The sequence below is a fragment of the Paenibacillus sp. EZ-K15 genome (assembly GCF_002573715.1).
In the GTDB taxonomy this organism is placed as follows: Bacteria; Bacillota; Bacilli; order Paenibacillales; family Paenibacillaceae; genus Paenibacillus_AQ.
The window spans coordinates 416,143-433,538 of the sequence record NZ_PDHM01000012.1; the positions used below are offsets into that span (position 1 = coordinate 416,143).

Genomic DNA, 17,396 nt, shown 5'->3' on the forward strand with positions numbered 1-17,396 from the left:
CATCATCGCGCATGAACGCTCGTCATTTGGAAATCCTATTGATCATAGGGGAAGTTCAAATCCATGGATATGGATGTGGGCTTCTTTTTTTTAACCTCCGCTATATGCGGTCTGTCTTCTGAGAAAGTACGTCGATAGACGTTTTTCTTAACCCAGGCCATGAAAAATAGAGAACCAAATGTTACGAGGAGGGATTAGAGTGAATAACAAGCCATGCATCGTCCAGCGGGATCGGACCATCTTGCTTGAGACCGCTCATGCGGATGCTGAGGCCGCACGCGAACAACTGGCCCAGTATGCGGAATTGATCAAAAGTCCTACGTCTTTTCATACATATCGCCTGTCCCCGTTATCCTTATGGAACGCCGCTGCCGGAGGATTGACGGCTGAGGCGATTTGTTCGAGCCTTCAGTCGCTATCACGTTGGGATGTACCGGCAGCCCTGCTGGAAGAGGTTATCCAGCTCGTTGGGCGTTACGGACAGCTGTCGCTGCTCCCGCATCTCACACAGGATCGTTCATTGCTGCTACACAGCAATAGTGAAGCCCTGATGCAGGAGCTCATGTCCAAGCGTTCCCTGATGGAAATCGGCGTTCGGTTGATTTCGGCAAACGAGGCAGAGGTGCCCTCAGACCGGCGTGGCCTATTAAAGCAGGAGTTGACCCGGCTTGGCTATCCTGTGCTGGATCAGGCGGGATATTTGGACGGGCAATATCTGAACATCCTTTGGCGAGGAGAAACACCGGGCACGGAGAGAGGCGAAGGTTTAAGCGGCGGCTCAAACGATCAGCGATTCAAGCTTCGCGACTATCAGCAGAAGGCTACCGAGTCCTTTCGGGATATCGGCGGAGAAGGAGGGAACGGGGTGCTTGTCCTGCCCTGCGGTGCCGGGAAAACGGTGATTGGCATCGCTGCCATGCTCGATCTGCAGTGCGAGACCCTGATTCTCACCTCCAACACAACGTCTGTAAGGCAGTGGATCGACGAGCTGCTGCAGAAAACCACGCTCTCCGCGGAGGAGATCGGTGAATACTCCGGTCAGCGCAAAGAGGTGAGGCCGGTAACGGTCGCTACCTATCACATCTTGACCCACCGACAGGGCAAGGGCGATGAACAACAGCATATGAAGCTGTTTAATGAACGTCGCTGGGGCTTAATCATCTATGATGAAGTCCATCTCCTCCCCGCCCCGGTATTCCGTGCGACGGCCGATATTCAGGCAACCCGCAGGCTTGGACTGACCGCCACCTTGGTTCGCGAGGATGGAAGGGAGCATGACGTGTTCTCGCTGATCGGCCCCAAACGATATGAAATGCCGTGGAAAAGGCTGGAGGAGCAGGGCTGGATTGCTTCGGTGGACTGCACGGAGATTAAGGTGCCGCTGCCGGATGAGATAAGAGAAGCCTGCAAGACGGTAGGCAAAAGGGAACAGTATCGGCTGGCTGCCGAGAATCCCTCCAAGCTCCGTGTGATAAGGCAGCTCGTAGAACTCCACAGGGATGCACAGACGCTGATCATTGGGCAATACCTGGATCAGCTTCATGCCATTGCCGAAGAGCTGCAGGCCCCTCTCATTACGGGGCAGATGACGCAGGATCAGCGCAATGAATGGTATAAGGCTTTCCGGGAAGGAGCCGTCCGTGTACTTGTCGTTTCGAAAGTGGCTAACTTCGCGGTTGATCTGCCCGATGCTTCCGTCGCGATCGAGGTTTCGGGCAGTTACGGCTCACGGCAGGAGGAGGCGCAACGCCTTGGACGCTTGCTGCGGCCGAAGCAGGGGGAGAATCGGGCTTATTTCTATGCGTTGGTGACGGAGGACAGCCGAGAGGAGATGTTTGCGATCCGGCGCCAGCTGTTTCTGATTGAGCAGGGATATGAATATCACGCGATTCAAGCGAAGCATCCGGCCACCCTTGACCTCATAGTGATGCGGCATACGCATCGCTTGCAGATTCCTGACGGGAAGGAGGCCTCGTGGAGATGATGGAACGGCAGGACGTGGCGGAAGCCACAAGCTTAGAGCATCTTCTTCCGAAGGAGCGATCGGTCCTTCATCATATTTGGAACCGCTTTGCCGGGCAGAGCTTTGATGACGACAAGCTTCGCTCGCTTCGCGTTCAACGCCTGAGCGGTGTGGAAGTACAGCTCGCCTTCTTATCCTTGAGGCAGCAGCGATGGGTTCAAGCGGTCAAACAGGGCTGGGGCGAGAGGCTGTATTTCATTCCTTTTGATAAACTTCAGATTCTCCAGGAGGCCTTTGGCAATCTCGAGGCGGATTCCGTTCCCGCTGCTGCCGTGAAGCTCCAGCATGAGGGAAGAAGCTGCATAGCAGTTGACATGTTCAATGTGCTTGTCTATATGGCCAAGAACCAGGTGGCTATAACCGCTAAAGGGGTTCTACATAAGAAGTTTATTCAGAAGCTGGGGAGCATCGTGGGATTAACGCCATCCGATGTCGAGGGGCTTACTCTCCAATATGATCACGCTGATGTTTACCCGCCGCATGTTGTGATCGTATTGGATCTGCTATTTTCATTTGAGCTGGTCGCCCTGGAGCAAAGGGAGCTTAGGCTGAACATGACCGCGTTGCGTCATTGGCTCGCACTCTCACGCGAAGCGATGGACCGATTGGTTCTTTTGCACATGATGGAACGCTATGTTCCGGGTTCGGCCGAGTATCAGCATTTCACATGGCAGATTTGCCACTCATCACGGATCGGAGGGATGTGGTATTATGCTCAGCACATGTTAGCAAAGGGCGAGGAACCACTGAACGGGGATCCTCTTAGGGGAAGGGAGTTGTCCGCGGGGGATGCGGCTTCATGGCTCCGTTTATTGACCGGTTGCGGTTACACCGATCTTGGGATGGATCACGATGGTCAATTCCTGTTCCGGTGGCGTTTGGATCCCTGCTCCTTGTTGAGTGGAAGCAGTAAGGATGACACCGGATCTTCGCGGCTGTTTATTCAGCCGGATTTTGATATATTGATTCCGCCTGACGTGCCTTATATGGTCAAGTTTACGGCTGCCCTATGCACGGAGCGCATCTCGGATGACGTAATGACGGTTTATCGTCTGACCAGGGATTCGGTAGCTCAGGCGGCGACTGCAGGAATGGGGCCGGAAGCGATCACGGCTTTTTTCACGGAGCATGCAGCGGCAGGAATTCCAGAGAATGTGTACGCGGCCCTTTGTCAGTGGGGCAAGGAGCTTGAGCGCGCGGGGAGGAATGAGTCTTTACGGTATGCCGGCGCAGCTCCGAAAGATGAAACGGAATTCGGGGCCGGTGATGAAGGAGATAACCGTTACGCTTTGCCGCGTTATCCAGGCTGCCCTTCCAGCGGATTGATTCGCCCAGCTCGCAGTGAGCTTGTTCTTGAATGGGACGACAGCCTTCCGGATAAAGCGTCAATCGTTCCGGATTTAAACCGGATTCCCATCATGTGGACACGGGATTGGCGCTCTTATCACGGTTCGACGGCCAAGCAAATGATGGAGCAGGCGCTTGAATTGTCAGCCAAATTAGAGATTGCGGTCGATGGAAGCCGGATGGAGTTTATTCCATTTCAGCTCGAGCGGCAGCCATGGAAAATTTCGGGAGCATTATACGATCTGGATTCCGATTCCGAAATGACGGGAATTGTGGTGCAGTTAGGCGAAGGGGAATGGAAGGAAATGCGGCTTGTGATTCCGTAAAAGCGTATGAATTCCCCCTTCTTAAGATACGAGCGTTATGCTATGATGAAAGAGTCCACAAAAATAAAGCGTGGGCCAAACTATTAGAAAAGCGGGATGAGTTCATGAGCGTATCGGAAATAAACACGGTCGATATGGCCGAGGTGCTCACCTATGCCTATGAAATAGGCGACATGATTAATGCTTCCGTCGAAGTGGCGGATTATCTATATTGGAAGCAGGCAGTTGAAGGTGATCCTACGATTCAGGCTTTGATCAGAAAGCTTGATTCCAAGAAAGAGCTGTTTGAAGAGACTCAGCGGTTCGGTCACTTTCACCCGAATTACCATTCGGCCAAGGATGAAGTGGCCGCAGTGGAGGCGGAGCTTGAGGCTTACGAGCCTGTAGCCCGGTTTAAGCAGGCGGAGAAGAATCTGGACGATCTGCTGCATTCGATGTCGGAGAAGATTGCTTTTTCGGTTTCGGAGAGCATCAAGGTACCTGGCAACGATCCTCTTCCCAAGAAGGGGTGCGGCAGCGGCGGAGCTTGTTCGTGCGGATAATAGGCATAGACTAGAGATAGAGACGAAAGTGAGGCGAGGAGCTTAGGATGTTGGCTGAACGGACCGGTTTTATTATATGGGTCAGCGATGTGAAGGCAGCAAGAAATTTGGAGAAATACGGCAGCGTGCACTATATATCACGCCGCATGCATTATGTTGTCATGTACGTCAATGCTGACCGCGCCGAGGAAACAATGAAGAACATCCGGAGATTGTCCTACGTTCGTAAGATCGAGCGCTCCTTCCGGAATGAGATCAAGACGGAGTACAGCAGCAAAGGGCCGGATAAAGCGAAGTTTTACGGTCCTTAGCATGATGTGCCTGATCAAGACTCTAACGTTAACGCATAAGTTAGCATAAAGAGCGTAAAGCGGCCCCCACGGGGGCCGCTTTTTTTAAGATATTGGAAGGTGTAAAATTGGAGCATGGGACTTCCTGGTATCGCAAGGGAAATCCGCTTTTTTATAAAGTTTATTATGGATTGATGGCGATAGATTGGCATAAATCGGAATCTTGTTTGATAAAATAGTAGAAGTAAGGTACAATTTACATTTTAATCAAGCCATCATTCCAGGCGACGTCAGCGCCTAACGCACAGGATACAACTAGAGATATTTCTAAATTTTCGGTGATTGTTCACAAGAAGCGAGGTTTCAATCTTGTGAATGCCAGTGGAATGATGTAATATGTTGGGTATATATACATAGATACAAAGACCCATTTGGTGGAGAGTGATATTCCATGCGCGACAAAGGGACTGAGCGGTGGAGCACCTATGAGCCGTTTTATATTACGTTAAATGATAAAAAGGTAGCCGACATCGTCATTACCAATCATGCGAAGAGCCGTTATACGGACCGGGTTCAGGGTAACGACACCTCCCATGAGGAAATCGGGACTTGGATGTGGGAGTGCCTGAAGCAGGACCGGATCGTGCCGTATTACCGCAACGAACAGGATGTCTATCTGATTGACGACGACCTGGTGGTTGTGGCGGAGTTTTCGGAACTGGAGCATGAACGTGATTTGATTGGCAACCCGCTGCATCGGATGATTATTGTAACTTTTTTGGGACGTATGTCAGAAACCATTGAGCTTCGAGACCTGAAGTCGTATTACTCATGGCTTCGCCATTCACGTCGTATGACACTGATTAAGAATAGCCGGAAACGTAAATAAAGAAATAGAGTCATCATATGGCATGCGAGCGTAAGCGCGGATGTCTTTTTTGTATGCTCCGCTCTGATCCGTTACAATGATAATAACAAAGAGAGGCAGCGAGAGGGGAATCGATGCTATGAACTTTCATCAGCTACATATTTTTTACACGGTAGCAGAGCGTGGGAGTTTTTCCGCTGCTGCCCAGGCGCTTCATATGAGCCAGCCCGCTGTGACGATGCAGGTACAATCGCTGGAGGAATATTTTGGGACAAAGCTCCTCATTCGTTCCACCAAGCGCATGGAATTGTCCGAGGCCGGGAGGACGCTGCTTCCTTTTGCCCGCAAGAGCCTGGAGCTGTCGCAGGAGACGGACGCAGCGATGGCGGCATTCTCAAATAAGCTTCAGGGAAGACTGCAACTGGGGGCTAGCCTGACCATCGGGGAGTACGTGCTGCCTCGATTGCTGGGGCCCTTCGGCCGGGAGTATCCCGATATATCCATCATGCTTAAAGTCATGAACACCACGCAGATTCTCGAGGAAATCGCTGGCCATCAATTGAATTTTGGGCTGATTGAGGCACCTGTCGAGCATCCGGATATGGTCCTGGATTCGGTTATGGAGGATGAACTGAAACTGATCGTTCCTTCCAGCCATCCTTTAGCGACAAGGGAAGATGCGATATATTTGGAGGAGGTGCTGAAGTATCCGTTTGTCCTTCGTGAGAAGGGGTCTGGCACCCGGAAGGTGATGGAGGATGTGCTGCTTATGCGGGGGTACGATCCCGAGAGCATCCGGACGGTGATGGAGCTTGGGAGTACGGGAGCGGTGAAATCGGCGGTAGAGGAAGGGCTCGGCATTACGATGCTGTCGACCTCAACGGTCAAGCATGAAACCGCGCTCGGGTTAGTCAAAATGATCGATATTGCGGATGCCTCATTTAAACGGAACTTTTATTCCATTCAGTTGCGGTCAGCGCTGCTGCCGATGTCGGCGATGACGTTTTTGGCCTATTTAAGGGAACGCCAGCGAAACCAGCGATAAAGCACACCCGCACATACAACGAAAGGGGATTGAATATCATGGATACATCGATGGATCGGACAGGCTGCGACCTTCATTCCCACACTCAGGCTTCGGACGGGATGAACACACCTTCGGAGAACGTGCAGCTTGCCTTCGAGCGGGGACTTGGGGCGCTAGCTATAACGGATCATGACACCGTAGCCGGTGTCGAGGAGGCGCTGCAAGCCGGAGAACGCCTGAACATGGTCGTGGTCCCTGGCGTAGAAATCAGCACCATGGCAGGCGGGACGGATATTCACGTCCTAGGCTATTACATAGATTACCGGGACCCCGTATTTCTGGAGCGGCTGGCAGAGCTCCGTCGCACGAGGGAGAAGCGTAATGAGAAGATCATGAGCAAGCTAGGAGAACTTGGCATCGAGCTTACGATGGAGGAAGTCATCGCCGGCTTGGGACGGCCGCTGGAACCCGATGAGAGCATCGGCCGCCCGCATATTGCGGATGCGCTGGTCCTGAAGGGCCATGCTCTCGATCTCAGGGATGCCTTCGACCGTTATCTCGCACAGGGCGCAGCTGCTTATGTGCCGCAGCCGCGGATTCATCCCAAGGAAGCCTGCGAATGGATACGGGAAGCCGGGGGTGTGCCGGTGCTTGCACACCCTGGGCTCTACGGCGATGACGAGTTGGTGAGAGCGGTCATTGAAGAGGCTGCATTCAAAGGGATTGAAGTCTATCATTCGGACCATGGGGCAGCGGAGGAGAAACGCTACTTGGCCATGGCCGAAGATTACGGCTTGATCGTGACCGCCGGATCGGATTACCATGGTGAGAGGCAGGGCCAGGTATTCCATGGGGATATCGGAAGCCGCCAGGTATCTATCCAGGTGTTGGATCAACTTCAACAGGCGCAGGCAAGGAGCTGAGAACCCGACAATACTGCCCGGTTTCGAGCGGATTAAGTTTGTGCGGCTCCGGCGGATTCGTATAGGAGAATCCTGGCATGAGAATAAGAAAAAACGGGCATCCCGGCTGGTCATACGACCTTTCGGGGTACCCGTTTTTTAGTTGAATTAACGATATATCGATGTCTTAGATTATCTTAATTGCGATTGTTTTTTACCGAACTGGGCATCGCTTTGATCCGCTGCTCGTCCGGCGTGACAAACAGCGTTTTCTGATTGTCATAAATGACAAATCCGGGCTTGGCTCCATTCGGCTTGCGTACATGGCGAATGAGAGTGTAGTCGACGGGAACACTGCTCGATTCTTTCGCCTGACTGTAATAAGCAGCCAGCTGTGCCGCTTCCTGCAGCGTTGCATCCCCGTACTCGCTACTGCGGATAACCACGTGGGAGCCCGGGATATCCTTGGTGTGCAGCCATGTATCGTTAGAGGAAGCGAGGCGGTTGGTAACGTACTCGTTTTGAAGGTTGTTTTTGCCTACGTAAAGCTCGATGCCTTCGGATGAAGTATAGACATGCAGCGTCGGCTTGTCGTTTTTCTTCTTTTTCTTCGCTTTACGATTGCGGTCTCTTAAGTATCCCTGCTGGATCAGCTCTTCCCGGATTTCATCGATGTCGCTCAAGGAAGCATGCGACAGCTGCTGCAGAAGATTCTCGATATAGTTGATCTCTTCGCGGGTTTTGATTAATTGTTCGTCGATGACCGCGAGGCTGTTCTTGTACTTGTTATATTTTTTGAAATAGCGCTGTGCATTGTCCGACGGAGTCAGGAGCGGATCCAGCGGGATGGTGACGGTCGCCTGCTCTTCATCATAGAAGTTAACCAGTTGGGCTTCACGGTCGCCCTTCTGAATCTGATGGAGCGAGGCGAAGAGAAGCTCGCCAAAGATACGATACCGGTCGGCATCCCCGGCTTCTTCCAAGTCCTTATTCAGATTATCCAGTTTCTTGATGTTCTTCGTCCGTTCATTCTGCAGGAATCGGAGGAGATCGCTTACCTTCTGTTTAACCGTATCCCGCTGCGCCTTATCCCCGTAATAATCCTCCATGCATCGACTGACCGACTCGTAGGTTGTGGGTGCGTCCACCAGCAAGGTCAGCGGAATGACGGAGAACACCGATTTCCCCTTGACATTGACGCCTGTAACGGGCGTATATTGATGGTTACGAACTTGTTCCATGAGCTCATCAAAAACGCTCCACAGGCTGCCGCAATCTTTTTCCCCTTCAACCCCGCCAGCACTGCTTTCCCCTGCGCGGTGGGCAATTTCCTGGGCCGCGAGCGGACTGAGGCCGCTGAACGCGCCGACCAACCATGGAACGGCCTGCTCCTCGTTCATCAGACAAGATTCCCGGAAGGCTTCCTGCAAGGTTTCGAGCGGATTCAGCTTGTGCTGCTCCGGCGGATTCGTATAGGAGAATCCCGGCATGACCACGCGATAGCTGCTGATGGCGGGTGTCACATGGTTGATGCCGTCCAGAATGGTGTCGCTTGCTGGGTCGAGCAGAATGATGTTACTGTGTCTGCCCATCAGTTCGACGATGATTTTCTTGGAGGAGATATCCCCAAGTTCGTCGCGCTGCCGGATCGTAAAATGGATAATTCGTTCCATACCGACCTGCTGGATGTCCTCGATGATGCCGCTCTCGCAATGCTTGCGCAGAATCATGCAAAACATAGGGGCTTCGGCCGGATTCAGAAAGGTCTCCTGCGTCAGATGAACCCTGGGATACGTGGGGTTTGCGGATAGCAGCAGCTTGGCGTTTCCCTGCTGGGTGCGTATATGAAACACGATGTCCCGATCGTTCGGTTGATATATTTTATTGATCCGTGCGCCCCGGCATGATTGAAGCTCATGCACGATCGCACGTGTGACAATGCCGTCTAATGCCATCCTTCATTCTCCTATCTGTCTGTTACCCTTCCTATCGTACTTCTCTATGATGCCATATTTCCCTTAAAAACTTAAGGCCCCTTCTGTGATAATTCAGGACCTGTCCGAATACATTTACGTAGAAAGGGTGGAAAAGCTGTCATCCGCCGGAGGAAAACAACCGGGAGGGAAAGGAAGCATGGAACAAAAGCAATGGCATCAGATGGATACGGATGAATTGCAGCAAGCGCTGCATATGCATCCGGAGCAGGGCCTCACGGAAGAGGAAACCGGGGAGAGACGAAAAAAAAGCGGCTATAATGAGCTCTCCGAGGGCGTTAAAATTTCTCCATTTGTTCTGTTTCTGAATCAATTTAAGGATTTCATGACGTTGGTGCTCCTTGGAGCCACCCTGGTATCGGGTCTGCTGGGCGAGTATCTGGATGCCGTAACGATTGTAGCCATCATCCTGATCAACGGGATCCTTGGTTTCGTTCAGGAATTCAAGGCGGAACGCTCGCTTCGGGCCTTGAAGCAGCTGTCCGCGCCAATGTCCAGGGTCATTCGGGACGGTAAAGTGGTACAGGTTGCGGCCAGAGAACTCGTCCCTGGCGATGTCGTGCTCGTCGAGAGCGGAGACCGCATTCCGGCCGATGTTCGCTGGCTTGAGATCAACAGCTGCAGCGTCGAGGAATCGGCCTTGACCGGCGAGTCCCTGCCGGTGAACAAACATGCCGAGCCGATCCGCGATGCGGATGTTCCGCTGGGTGACCGGAAGAACATCGGGTTCATGGGCACGATGGTGGTCCGCGGTACGGCGAAGGGTGTTGTCATCCGAACCGGAATGGATACGGAGATGGGCAAAATCGCCGATTTGATCCAGAACACGGAATCTCAGGAGACGCCGCTGCAGCATCGACTGGAGCAGCTGGGCAAAATCCTGATCGCCGTTTCACTGGGGCTTACGATTCTGGTCGTCGTAGCAGGCATTCTGCATGGACAGCCTGCCGCAGGCATGTTCCTTGCAGGAGTCAGCCTTGCGGTTGCGGCCATCCCGGAAGGGCTTCCGGCCATCGTCACGATTGCGCTCGCTCTAGGCGTGCAGCGGATGATTAAGCGCAAAGCGATTGTACGCAAGCTGCCATCCGTGGAAACGCTGGGCTGTGCATCCGTAATCTGTTCGGACAAAACCGGGACGCTCACGCAGAATAAAATGACCGTAACCCAAGTTTGGCTGGGAGGGCGCTCATTGGAAGTGACCGGGCACGGTTATGACCCGACGGGTCAGATCCTTCATAGAGGCAAACCGGTCGAGCTGCGGTCCGACCAAGGACTGCGCAGATTATTGCAAATCAGCGGTCTGTGCAACAATGCCGAAATCTATGAGAACGTTCAGGAAGAAACGCGGAACAAGCGGAAGAGCAAGGAAGAGCCGACAGCTGCTGCCTGGGAATTAAAAGGGGACCCGACCGAAGGAGCGCTGTTGACGCTATCGTCCAAAATGGGATTGACAAAGGGAAGCCTGAACTCCATCTACCAGAGAGACAAAGAGTTTCCGTTTGATTCGGAGCGAAAGCTGATGTCCGTCATTGTCAGCCATCAGGGCGGACGCTTGCTCTGCACGAAAGGCGCGCCGGATGTGCTGCTAGATGCATGTGCTTATATTATGTGGGACGGCAACGTTGTTCCGCTTACCGCTACGCTCCGTCAGAAGGTGTTTGCCGCCAATGAAGGTATGGCCTCCGATGCGCTGCGCGTGCTTGGTTTGGCTTATCGGGATTTGCGTTCCTATGACAAGCCGGAAACGGAGAAAGAGGCCGAGAGCCAGCTTATCTTTGTCGGGCTGGCCGGGATGATCGATCCGCCGCGCCGTGAAGTGCGCGATGCGATTGCGACATGCCGCCGCGCGGGCATCAAGACCGTCATGATTACGGGCGACCACCGGACGACGGCGGAAGCGATCGCCGCCCAGCTTGGCATCCTGCCAAGGAACGGCCTGTCGTTATCAGGCCAGGAGTTATCCCGGATGGATGACAAAGAGCTGGATGCGAGAGTGGATCAGACCTTTGTTTACGCCCGCGTATCCCCTGAGCATAAGCTCCGCATCGTAAAGTCGCTTCAACGTAAGGGGCATGTGGTTGCCATGACGGGGGACGGCGTGAACGATGCTCCGGCCATCAAAGCGGCGGATATCGGAATTGCCATGGGGATTACCGGAACAGACGTAACGAAGGAAGCGTCTTCGCTGGTGCTCAGTGATGATAATTTCTCCACAATTGTTTCAGCGATTGAGGAGGGGCGCAGCATCTATGAAAATATTCGCAAATTTATCCGCTATTTGCTGGCTTCTAATGTCGGCGAAATTCTGACGATGTTTTTCGCGATGATGATGGGTCTGCCGCTTCCGCTCGTTCCGATCCAGATTCTGTGGGTCAACCTCGTGACCGACGGACTGCCGGCTATGGCGCTCGGGGTGGATCAGCCGGAGAAGGATCTGATGGAGCACAAGCCGCGCGGAGCCAAGGAAAATATTTTTGCCAGACGTCTTGGTTGGAAAATCATCAGCCGCGGCATATTGATCGGCCTGTGTACCCTTGGCGCATTTTGGATTACGCTGCGCATCGCGCCGAATGATCCGGGTCAGTTGGCCAAGGCACAGTCCGTTGCCTTTGCGACACTCGTCATGGCGCAGCTGATCCATGTGTTTGACTGCCGCAGCTCGCGTTCGATTTTCCATCGCAATCCGCTTCAGAATAAAGCGCTGGTGCTTGCTGTGCTGTCCTCGGTATTGCTGATGCTTGGCGTCATGTACATCGAGGCGTTCCAGCCGATCTTTAAGACGGTTCCATTGAATTTGAAGGAATGGGCACTGACACTCGTGGCCGCCGGCATTCCTACCTTCCTGATGGGAGCGGGAAGCGTGTGGGGTGGCAGACGAAACCGCAACCGGAACCGCCGCAGCATGATGCCGAAGAGTGCAAATATTTCGGCATAAATTGAATGGATAGCCCATCACCTCTGCGATATGCTAAGCACGAGCATAGCAATTGCAGAGGAGATGGGTTTTATGATGGAATTTACGAAAATGCATGGACTTGGCAACGACTTCGTTGTCGTATACGGCGAGCAAGAACTTCCATCCCATGCATCCGAATGGGCCGTGAAGCTGTGCAATCGCTTTTTCGGCATCGGTGCAGACGGACTTGTATATATTTTGCCTTCCACGAAGGCTGACTTTAAGATGCGCATCATGAACTCAGACGGTTCCGAAGCGGAACAATGCGGCAACGCCATTCGTTGTGTCGCGAAGTATGTGTATGATCACGGTTATATTGACCGCGAGGAGATTACCATTGAAACTATCGGAGCCGGCGTGCAGCAAGTACGCCTTACGGTGCAGGATGGTCAAGTGAGCAGCGTGCGGGTCGATATGGGTGAACCGGTCCTGAATGGACTGAGCGTGCCTACGACGATCGATCTTCATCCGGTGGTGAATCATCCCATTGAAGTGGACGGCGAGGAGTTCCGCTTCACCGCGGTGTCCATGGGCAATCCGCACTGCGTCATTTATGTGGACGATGCCATTAACTTCGATCTCGGCGTATGGGGGCCCAAGCTTGAGGTACATCCGCTGTTCCCGAGAAAGATTAACGTGGAGTTTGCGACGGTGAGTTCACGGGGGCAAGTGGACATGCGGGTATGGGAGCGCGGTGCAGGACCGACTTTGGCCTGCGGCACCGGCGCCTGCGCAACATTGGTATCCTCGGTGCTGAACGGTTTGACAGACCGCAGCGCGACGATCTCTCTTAAAGGCGGGGACTTGTTTATCGAGTGGGATGAGTCCGACAATCATGTGTACATGACAGGGCCGGCCGAGGTAGTGTACGCAGGGAATCTTGCCTTGTAGAGCATTCGCCAGCCGTGACAATCCTGCCCGCAAAAGTAAAAAAAACAGTATGATCTAAAGTTTGTCCATTAGGGGTGGACACGTTAGGGAGGCCTTCTGAAGGCCTCCCTTTTGTCTCTTTATCTTTTGAGAGGTTTTATGATACATTAGTTGAAAATAAACGTCGGGTGGAGGAGAAACGCGATGAAACCGAATCTTCGGCAGGCATGGGAGAATCAGGTACTGGTCGGTGACGGCGCGATGGGTACTTATTTATATCAAAAAGGATTTCCTGTAGGCATATCATATGAAGAACTGAATTTAACCTCCCCGGAGGTCATCGGGAACGTTCATCGCCAGTATGCTGAGGCTGGTGCCCAGGTCATTGAGACGAACACGTTCTCTGCCAATTATGACAAGCTGTCCAAATACGGTTTGGAGGCGAAGGTAGGAGAGATTAACCGCGCAGGCGTGAGAATTGCGCGTGAAGCTGCCGGCGATCACGGATATGTAGTGGGTGCGGTAGGCTCCATTCGTGCAGGCAAAAGAAGTAACATTTCCACGAGCGAGCTCAAGCGTTACTTCGAAGAACAGCTGTCGGTACTCATATCGGAAGGCGTTGACGGCATTCTGCTCGAAACGTTTTATGACGTGGACGAAATTCAATTGGCTTTGGCGCAGGCTCGGATGCTTAGCGACCTGCCGGTGATCTGCCAGTTTGCGGTAGAGGATATTGCCCGCACTCTGGACGGCTTCACGATGCCGGATGCCTACCGCATCCTGAGTCAAGAAGGCGCGGACGTGATCGGCTTTAACTGCCGGACGGGTCCAAACGGCATCATGCGCGCGCTGGAAACCCTGAACGGCATCATGAATCTTCCGGCTTCGGTCTATCCTAATGCGGGGATCGCCGATTATGTGGACGGGGAATACCGGTATGGTGCGAGTCCCGAGTATTTCGGCAAGACGGCCTTGGAGTTTGCGAAACGTGGTGCCCGGATTGTCGGCGGCTGCTGCGGAACGACACCGGAGCATATCGCAGAAATATCATCGGCGTTGTCCGATTACGTACCCGCGCCGCTTCCTGCCGTCGATGAGGCTGAAGTCAACCGGATCGTGATTCACGAGACAGCCCAAGAGCAATTTTACGAGCGCATCGGGGAGCCGACGATTGTCGATATCGTGAAGGAACGTCATACCGTTATCGTCGAGCTGGACCCTCCAAGGGATCTGGATATCACCAAGTTCATGAAGGGTGCGGAAGCTTTGAAAAAAGCGGGAGCCGATGCGCTGACCCTTGCAGATAACTCGCTGGCCGTAACCCGTATGAGCAACATGGCGCTCGGCCATCTAGTACAAGCACGCACGGGACTGCGGCCGCTGATCCACATCGCTTGCCGTGACCGAAACCTGATCGGCACGCAGTCGCACATGATGGGCTTTGATGCGCTCGGCATCGACCATGTGCTTGCGGTGACGGGTGATCCGGCACGCTTCGGGGATTTGCCGGATTCCAGCTCGGTGTACGACATGACCTCATTTGAAATCATCCGCATGATCAAACAGTTGAACGACGGCATTGCTTTTTCCGGAAAGCCGCTCAAGCAAAAGGCCAAATTCGTTGTCGGCGCAGCGTTCAATCCCAATGTAAGGCATCTGGACAAAGCGGTTGCCCGCTTGGAGAAGAAGATTGCGTCGGGTGCGGATTATGTGATGACACAGCCTGTGTACGATCCCGAGTTAATGGTTAGGCTGAGGGAAGCTACGGCACATCTGGATATTCCGATCTTTATCGGCATCATGCCGCTGGCAAGCGGACGGAACGCGGAATACCTGCATAATGAGGTGCCGGGCATTCAACTGTCGGACGAAGTCCGCAGCCGCATGGCCGGGCTTGAAGGTGAAGCGGGCCGGGCGATGGGTGTCAAGATCGGCAAGGAGCTGCTGGATGTTGCAACAGAGCATTTTAACGGCATATACTTGATGACGCCGTTTATGTTCTATGAAATGAGCCTACAATTAATGGAGTATGTCTGGGAGAAATCAGGCCGCCGATTGACCCCCTTGTTTCATTAATAATTATCAATTACAATAGTGTAATGGATGTGATTCCGATGTCATTGAGCATGACCGGATATGGGCAATCCGTTGTCGATTTTCAAGGTTACAGTATCTCTTTCGAAGTGAAGTCAGTCAATCATCGGTATTGTGAAATCGTCTTTCGTATGCCCCGTGAGTGGGCTTGCTTCGAGGATTCACTTCGACGGGCGGTACAGAGCCGAATTGGACGCGGGCGGATTGATGTTTATATTAACAAGGAAAACAACGGCGAGTCCCAGGGTGCTGTGCTGAACCACGCCATGGTTCAGGCGTATTTACAGGCAGCCGAGGATTTGAAGTCATATGGAATCAAGGGAGATCTGGCGGTGCGGGATATTTTGTCGCTGCCAGATGTTCTTGTTAGTCCGAGCGGACTTCCCATGGATGAAGCGCAGCAGAAGTTATGGAATGATGCGCTTCTTCAAGGTCTTGAACAAGCGCTGGAGGGTCTGATTCAGATGCGCAGCAGGGAAGGTTCTTTTCTCGTGAAGGATATCGGGCAGAGGCTTGACCGATTGCAGCTGCTTCACCGAGAGATGACCGAGCTTGCTCCTGAAGTTCCGGAAGAGTACCGGAAGCGTCTGCGGCAGCGCATAGAATCTCTTGATGACGGGTCGCTTGCTGTTGATGAACATATATTCGGAATGGAAGTCGCCCTGTTTGCTGAACGTTCCAATGTGGACGAGGAGTTGATTCGACTTCACAGTCATTTGGAACAATGCAGAGAGCTGCTTCATCAGAAAAACCCTGTAGGCCGTAAACTGGATTTTCTGATTCAAGAAATGAACAGAGAAGTCAATACGATTGGATCGAAAGCCAATCATCTGACTCTGGTAAACCGTGTTGTCGAAATGAAAGCGGAACTGGAGAAGATTCGTGAACAAGCCGCTAATGTGGAATGACCGCAGCTTCATCGGCAAGTAAGAGTCAAATGTATAGGGGGAGCAACCGCACTATGGCAATCAAACTTATTAATATTGGCTTCGGAAACATCGTATCGGCCAATCGGATCATCTCAATCGTGAGTCCTGAATCGGCTCCGATCAAGAGGATCATTCAAGAAGCACGGGACCGTCATATGCTGATTGATGCTACATATGGCCGAAGGACACGGGCTGTTATCATTACGGATAGCGACCACGTGATTTTATCGGCTGTGCAGCCAGAAACGGTGGCTCACCGTCTGTCCAGCAAAGATGACGACAACGACGAATAAGATGAGGAGTACTATGTCTAGAGGATTATTGATTGTATTGTCCGGTCCTTCCGGGGTGGGAAAAGGAACCGTCTGTACGGCACTTCGCAGCCTGGTTCCAGAGCTTGTGTATTCGGTGTCGGCTACGACACGTTCGCCGCGGCTCGGCGAGGTACATGGTATGAACTATTTTTTCAAAAGTCGGGAACAATTCATGGATATGATTGAGAACGACCAGCTTCTCGAATATGCGGAATACGTCGGGAACTATTATGGAACGCCGCGTGATTTTGTGGAAGAAACTTTAGCCTCCGGCAAGGATATTATACTGGAGATCGAAGTGCAGGGTGCACTGAAGGTCAAGGAGAAGTTTCCGGAAGGTATCTTTGTGTTTCTGATGCCGCCGTCGCTGGATGAACTGAAAGATCGGATCCGGGGCCGTGGGACAGAGAGTCAAGCTACCATCGACCACCGCATGTCCGTAGCGGTTGACGAAATCAATTTACTGCAGCATTATGATTATGCGGTAGTGAACGATGAAATCAATCTCGCTTGTGAGAGAATACAATCTATCATTATTGCCGAACATTGTAAGGTGAGAAAGTAACATGTCTTTTCATAGACGGCGTTAACTTTCAAGTAAAAGAAGAAGAGGTGCTTCGACCGTGTTATATCCATCCATTGATGAAATGATGAATAAAGTAGACAGTAAATATTCTCTTGTGGTTGCGGCTTCCCGCCGTGCACGCCAATTGCGAGAAGGCGGAGTCAGCGAGTTGAAGAATCCGAAATCCCATAAGTTTGTCGGTGTCGCTCTGGAAGAAATCTATGGCGATTACGTGAAAATCGAGCGGGGAGAGGACTAAGACCTTTTTCAATATTTGAATATCATGCGTAGCGCGCGAAAATGTGACAACCGAAAGGTTGTTATTTTTTTGAGAAGATATGAGAATGTA

The 17,396-nt window shown here is 52.4% G+C and carries 15 protein-coding genes; 14 read left to right on the forward strand and 1 reads right to left on the reverse strand.

Annotation, left to right across the window (positions count from 1 at the left end; translation table 11 throughout):
• The first annotated feature begins 178 nt into the window (after positions 1-178).
• The 7 genes from CRG97_RS09945 (at position 179) to CRG97_RS09975 (ending at position 7,346) form a co-directional block, all read left to right on the forward strand.
• Positions 179-1,984 (forward strand): DNA repair helicase XPB, encoded by a 1,806-nt coding sequence (locus CRG97_RS09945; protein ID WP_481856188.1) that lies wholly within the window; start codon positions 179-181, stop codon positions 1,982-1,984.
• On the forward strand, positions 1,981-3,696 hold the full coding sequence (locus tag CRG97_RS09950) for a helicase-associated domain-containing protein (RefSeq protein ID WP_098742822.1): 1,716 nt from the start codon (positions 1,981-1,983) through the stop codon (positions 3,694-3,696). Before CRG97_RS09945 ends, CRG97_RS09950 begins: the two co-directional genes overlap by 4 nt.
• A gap of 104 nt (positions 3,697-3,800) precedes the next feature.
• A complete protein-coding gene (locus CRG97_RS09955; protein WP_098743096.1) occupies positions 3,801-4,238 on the forward strand; it encodes a YlbF/YmcA family competence regulator in 438 nt (145 codons plus the stop codon).
• Positions 4,239-4,285: 47 nt separating this feature from the next.
• On the forward strand, positions 4,286-4,549 hold the full coding sequence (locus tag CRG97_RS09960; RefSeq protein ID WP_076320721.1) for a YlbG family protein: 264 nt from the start codon (positions 4,286-4,288) through the stop codon (positions 4,547-4,549).
• 430 nt (positions 4,550-4,979) lie between these two features.
• Positions 4,980-5,417, forward strand: a complete 438-nt coding sequence (locus tag CRG97_RS09965; protein ID WP_071223691.1) for a hypothetical protein — start codon at positions 4,980-4,982, stop codon at positions 5,415-5,417.
• A 118-nt stretch (positions 5,418-5,535) separates the two neighbouring features.
• Positions 5,536-6,441, forward strand: coding sequence for a selenium metabolism-associated LysR family transcriptional regulator (locus CRG97_RS09970; RefSeq protein ID WP_098742823.1), 906 nt, complete (start codon positions 5,536-5,538; stop codon positions 6,439-6,441).
• Between the two features lie 38 nt (positions 6,442-6,479).
• The gene (locus CRG97_RS09975) at positions 6,480-7,346 is read left to right on the forward strand and encodes a PHP domain-containing protein (RefSeq protein ID WP_098742824.1); all 867 of its coding nucleotides are present in this window, start codon (positions 6,480-6,482) and stop codon (positions 7,344-7,346) included.
• A 176-nt stretch (positions 7,347-7,522) separates the two neighbouring features.
• On the opposite strand, the gene CRG97_RS09980 is transcribed toward CRG97_RS09975, so the two are convergent.
• Complete coding sequence (locus CRG97_RS09980; RefSeq protein ID WP_098742825.1) at positions 7,523-9,280, reverse strand: Rqc2 family fibronectin-binding protein; 1,758 nt, start codon at positions 9,278-9,280, stop codon at positions 7,523-7,525.
• 178 nt (positions 9,281-9,458) lie between these two features.
• Between CRG97_RS09980 and CRG97_RS09985 the strand changes: the two genes are divergently transcribed.
• The 7 genes from CRG97_RS09985 (at position 9,459) to rpoZ (ending at position 17,306) form a co-directional block, all read left to right on the forward strand.
• Positions 9,459-12,254: a calcium-translocating P-type ATPase, SERCA-type gene (locus CRG97_RS09985; protein ID WP_098743097.1), complete on the forward strand. Its 2,796-nt coding sequence runs from the start codon at positions 9,459-9,461 to the stop codon at positions 12,252-12,254.
• A 75-nt stretch (positions 12,255-12,329) separates the two neighbouring features.
• On the forward strand, positions 12,330-13,166 hold the full coding sequence (dapF, locus tag CRG97_RS09990) for a diaminopimelate epimerase (RefSeq protein WP_098743098.1): 837 nt from the start codon (positions 12,330-12,332) through the stop codon (positions 13,164-13,166).
• A 183-nt stretch (positions 13,167-13,349) separates the two neighbouring features.
• On the forward strand, positions 13,350-15,221 hold the full coding sequence (locus CRG97_RS09995) for a bifunctional homocysteine S-methyltransferase/methylenetetrahydrofolate reductase (RefSeq protein ID WP_098742826.1): 1,872 nt from the start codon (positions 13,350-13,352) through the stop codon (positions 15,219-15,221).
• Positions 15,222-15,259: 38 nt separating this feature from the next.
• Entirely contained in the window at positions 15,260-16,147 is an 888-nt protein-coding gene (locus CRG97_RS10000) for a YicC/YloC family endoribonuclease (protein ID WP_098742827.1), read from the forward strand.
• 53 nt (positions 16,148-16,200) lie between these two features.
• Positions 16,201-16,461: an extracellular matrix/biofilm regulator RemA gene (gene remA / locus CRG97_RS10005; protein WP_006209218.1), complete on the forward strand. Its 261-nt coding sequence runs from the start codon at positions 16,201-16,203 to the stop codon at positions 16,459-16,461.
• A 13-nt stretch (positions 16,462-16,474) separates the two neighbouring features.
• The gene (gene gmk, locus CRG97_RS10010; RefSeq protein ID WP_098742828.1) at positions 16,475-17,047 is read left to right on the forward strand and encodes a guanylate kinase; all 573 of its coding nucleotides are present in this window, start codon (positions 16,475-16,477) and stop codon (positions 17,045-17,047) included.
• 58 nt (positions 17,048-17,105) lie between these two features.
• Positions 17,106-17,306 (forward strand): DNA-directed RNA polymerase subunit omega, encoded by a 201-nt coding sequence (gene rpoZ / locus CRG97_RS10015; RefSeq protein WP_098742829.1) that lies wholly within the window; start codon positions 17,106-17,108, stop codon positions 17,304-17,306.
• Positions 17,307-17,396 lie beyond the last annotated feature (90 nt).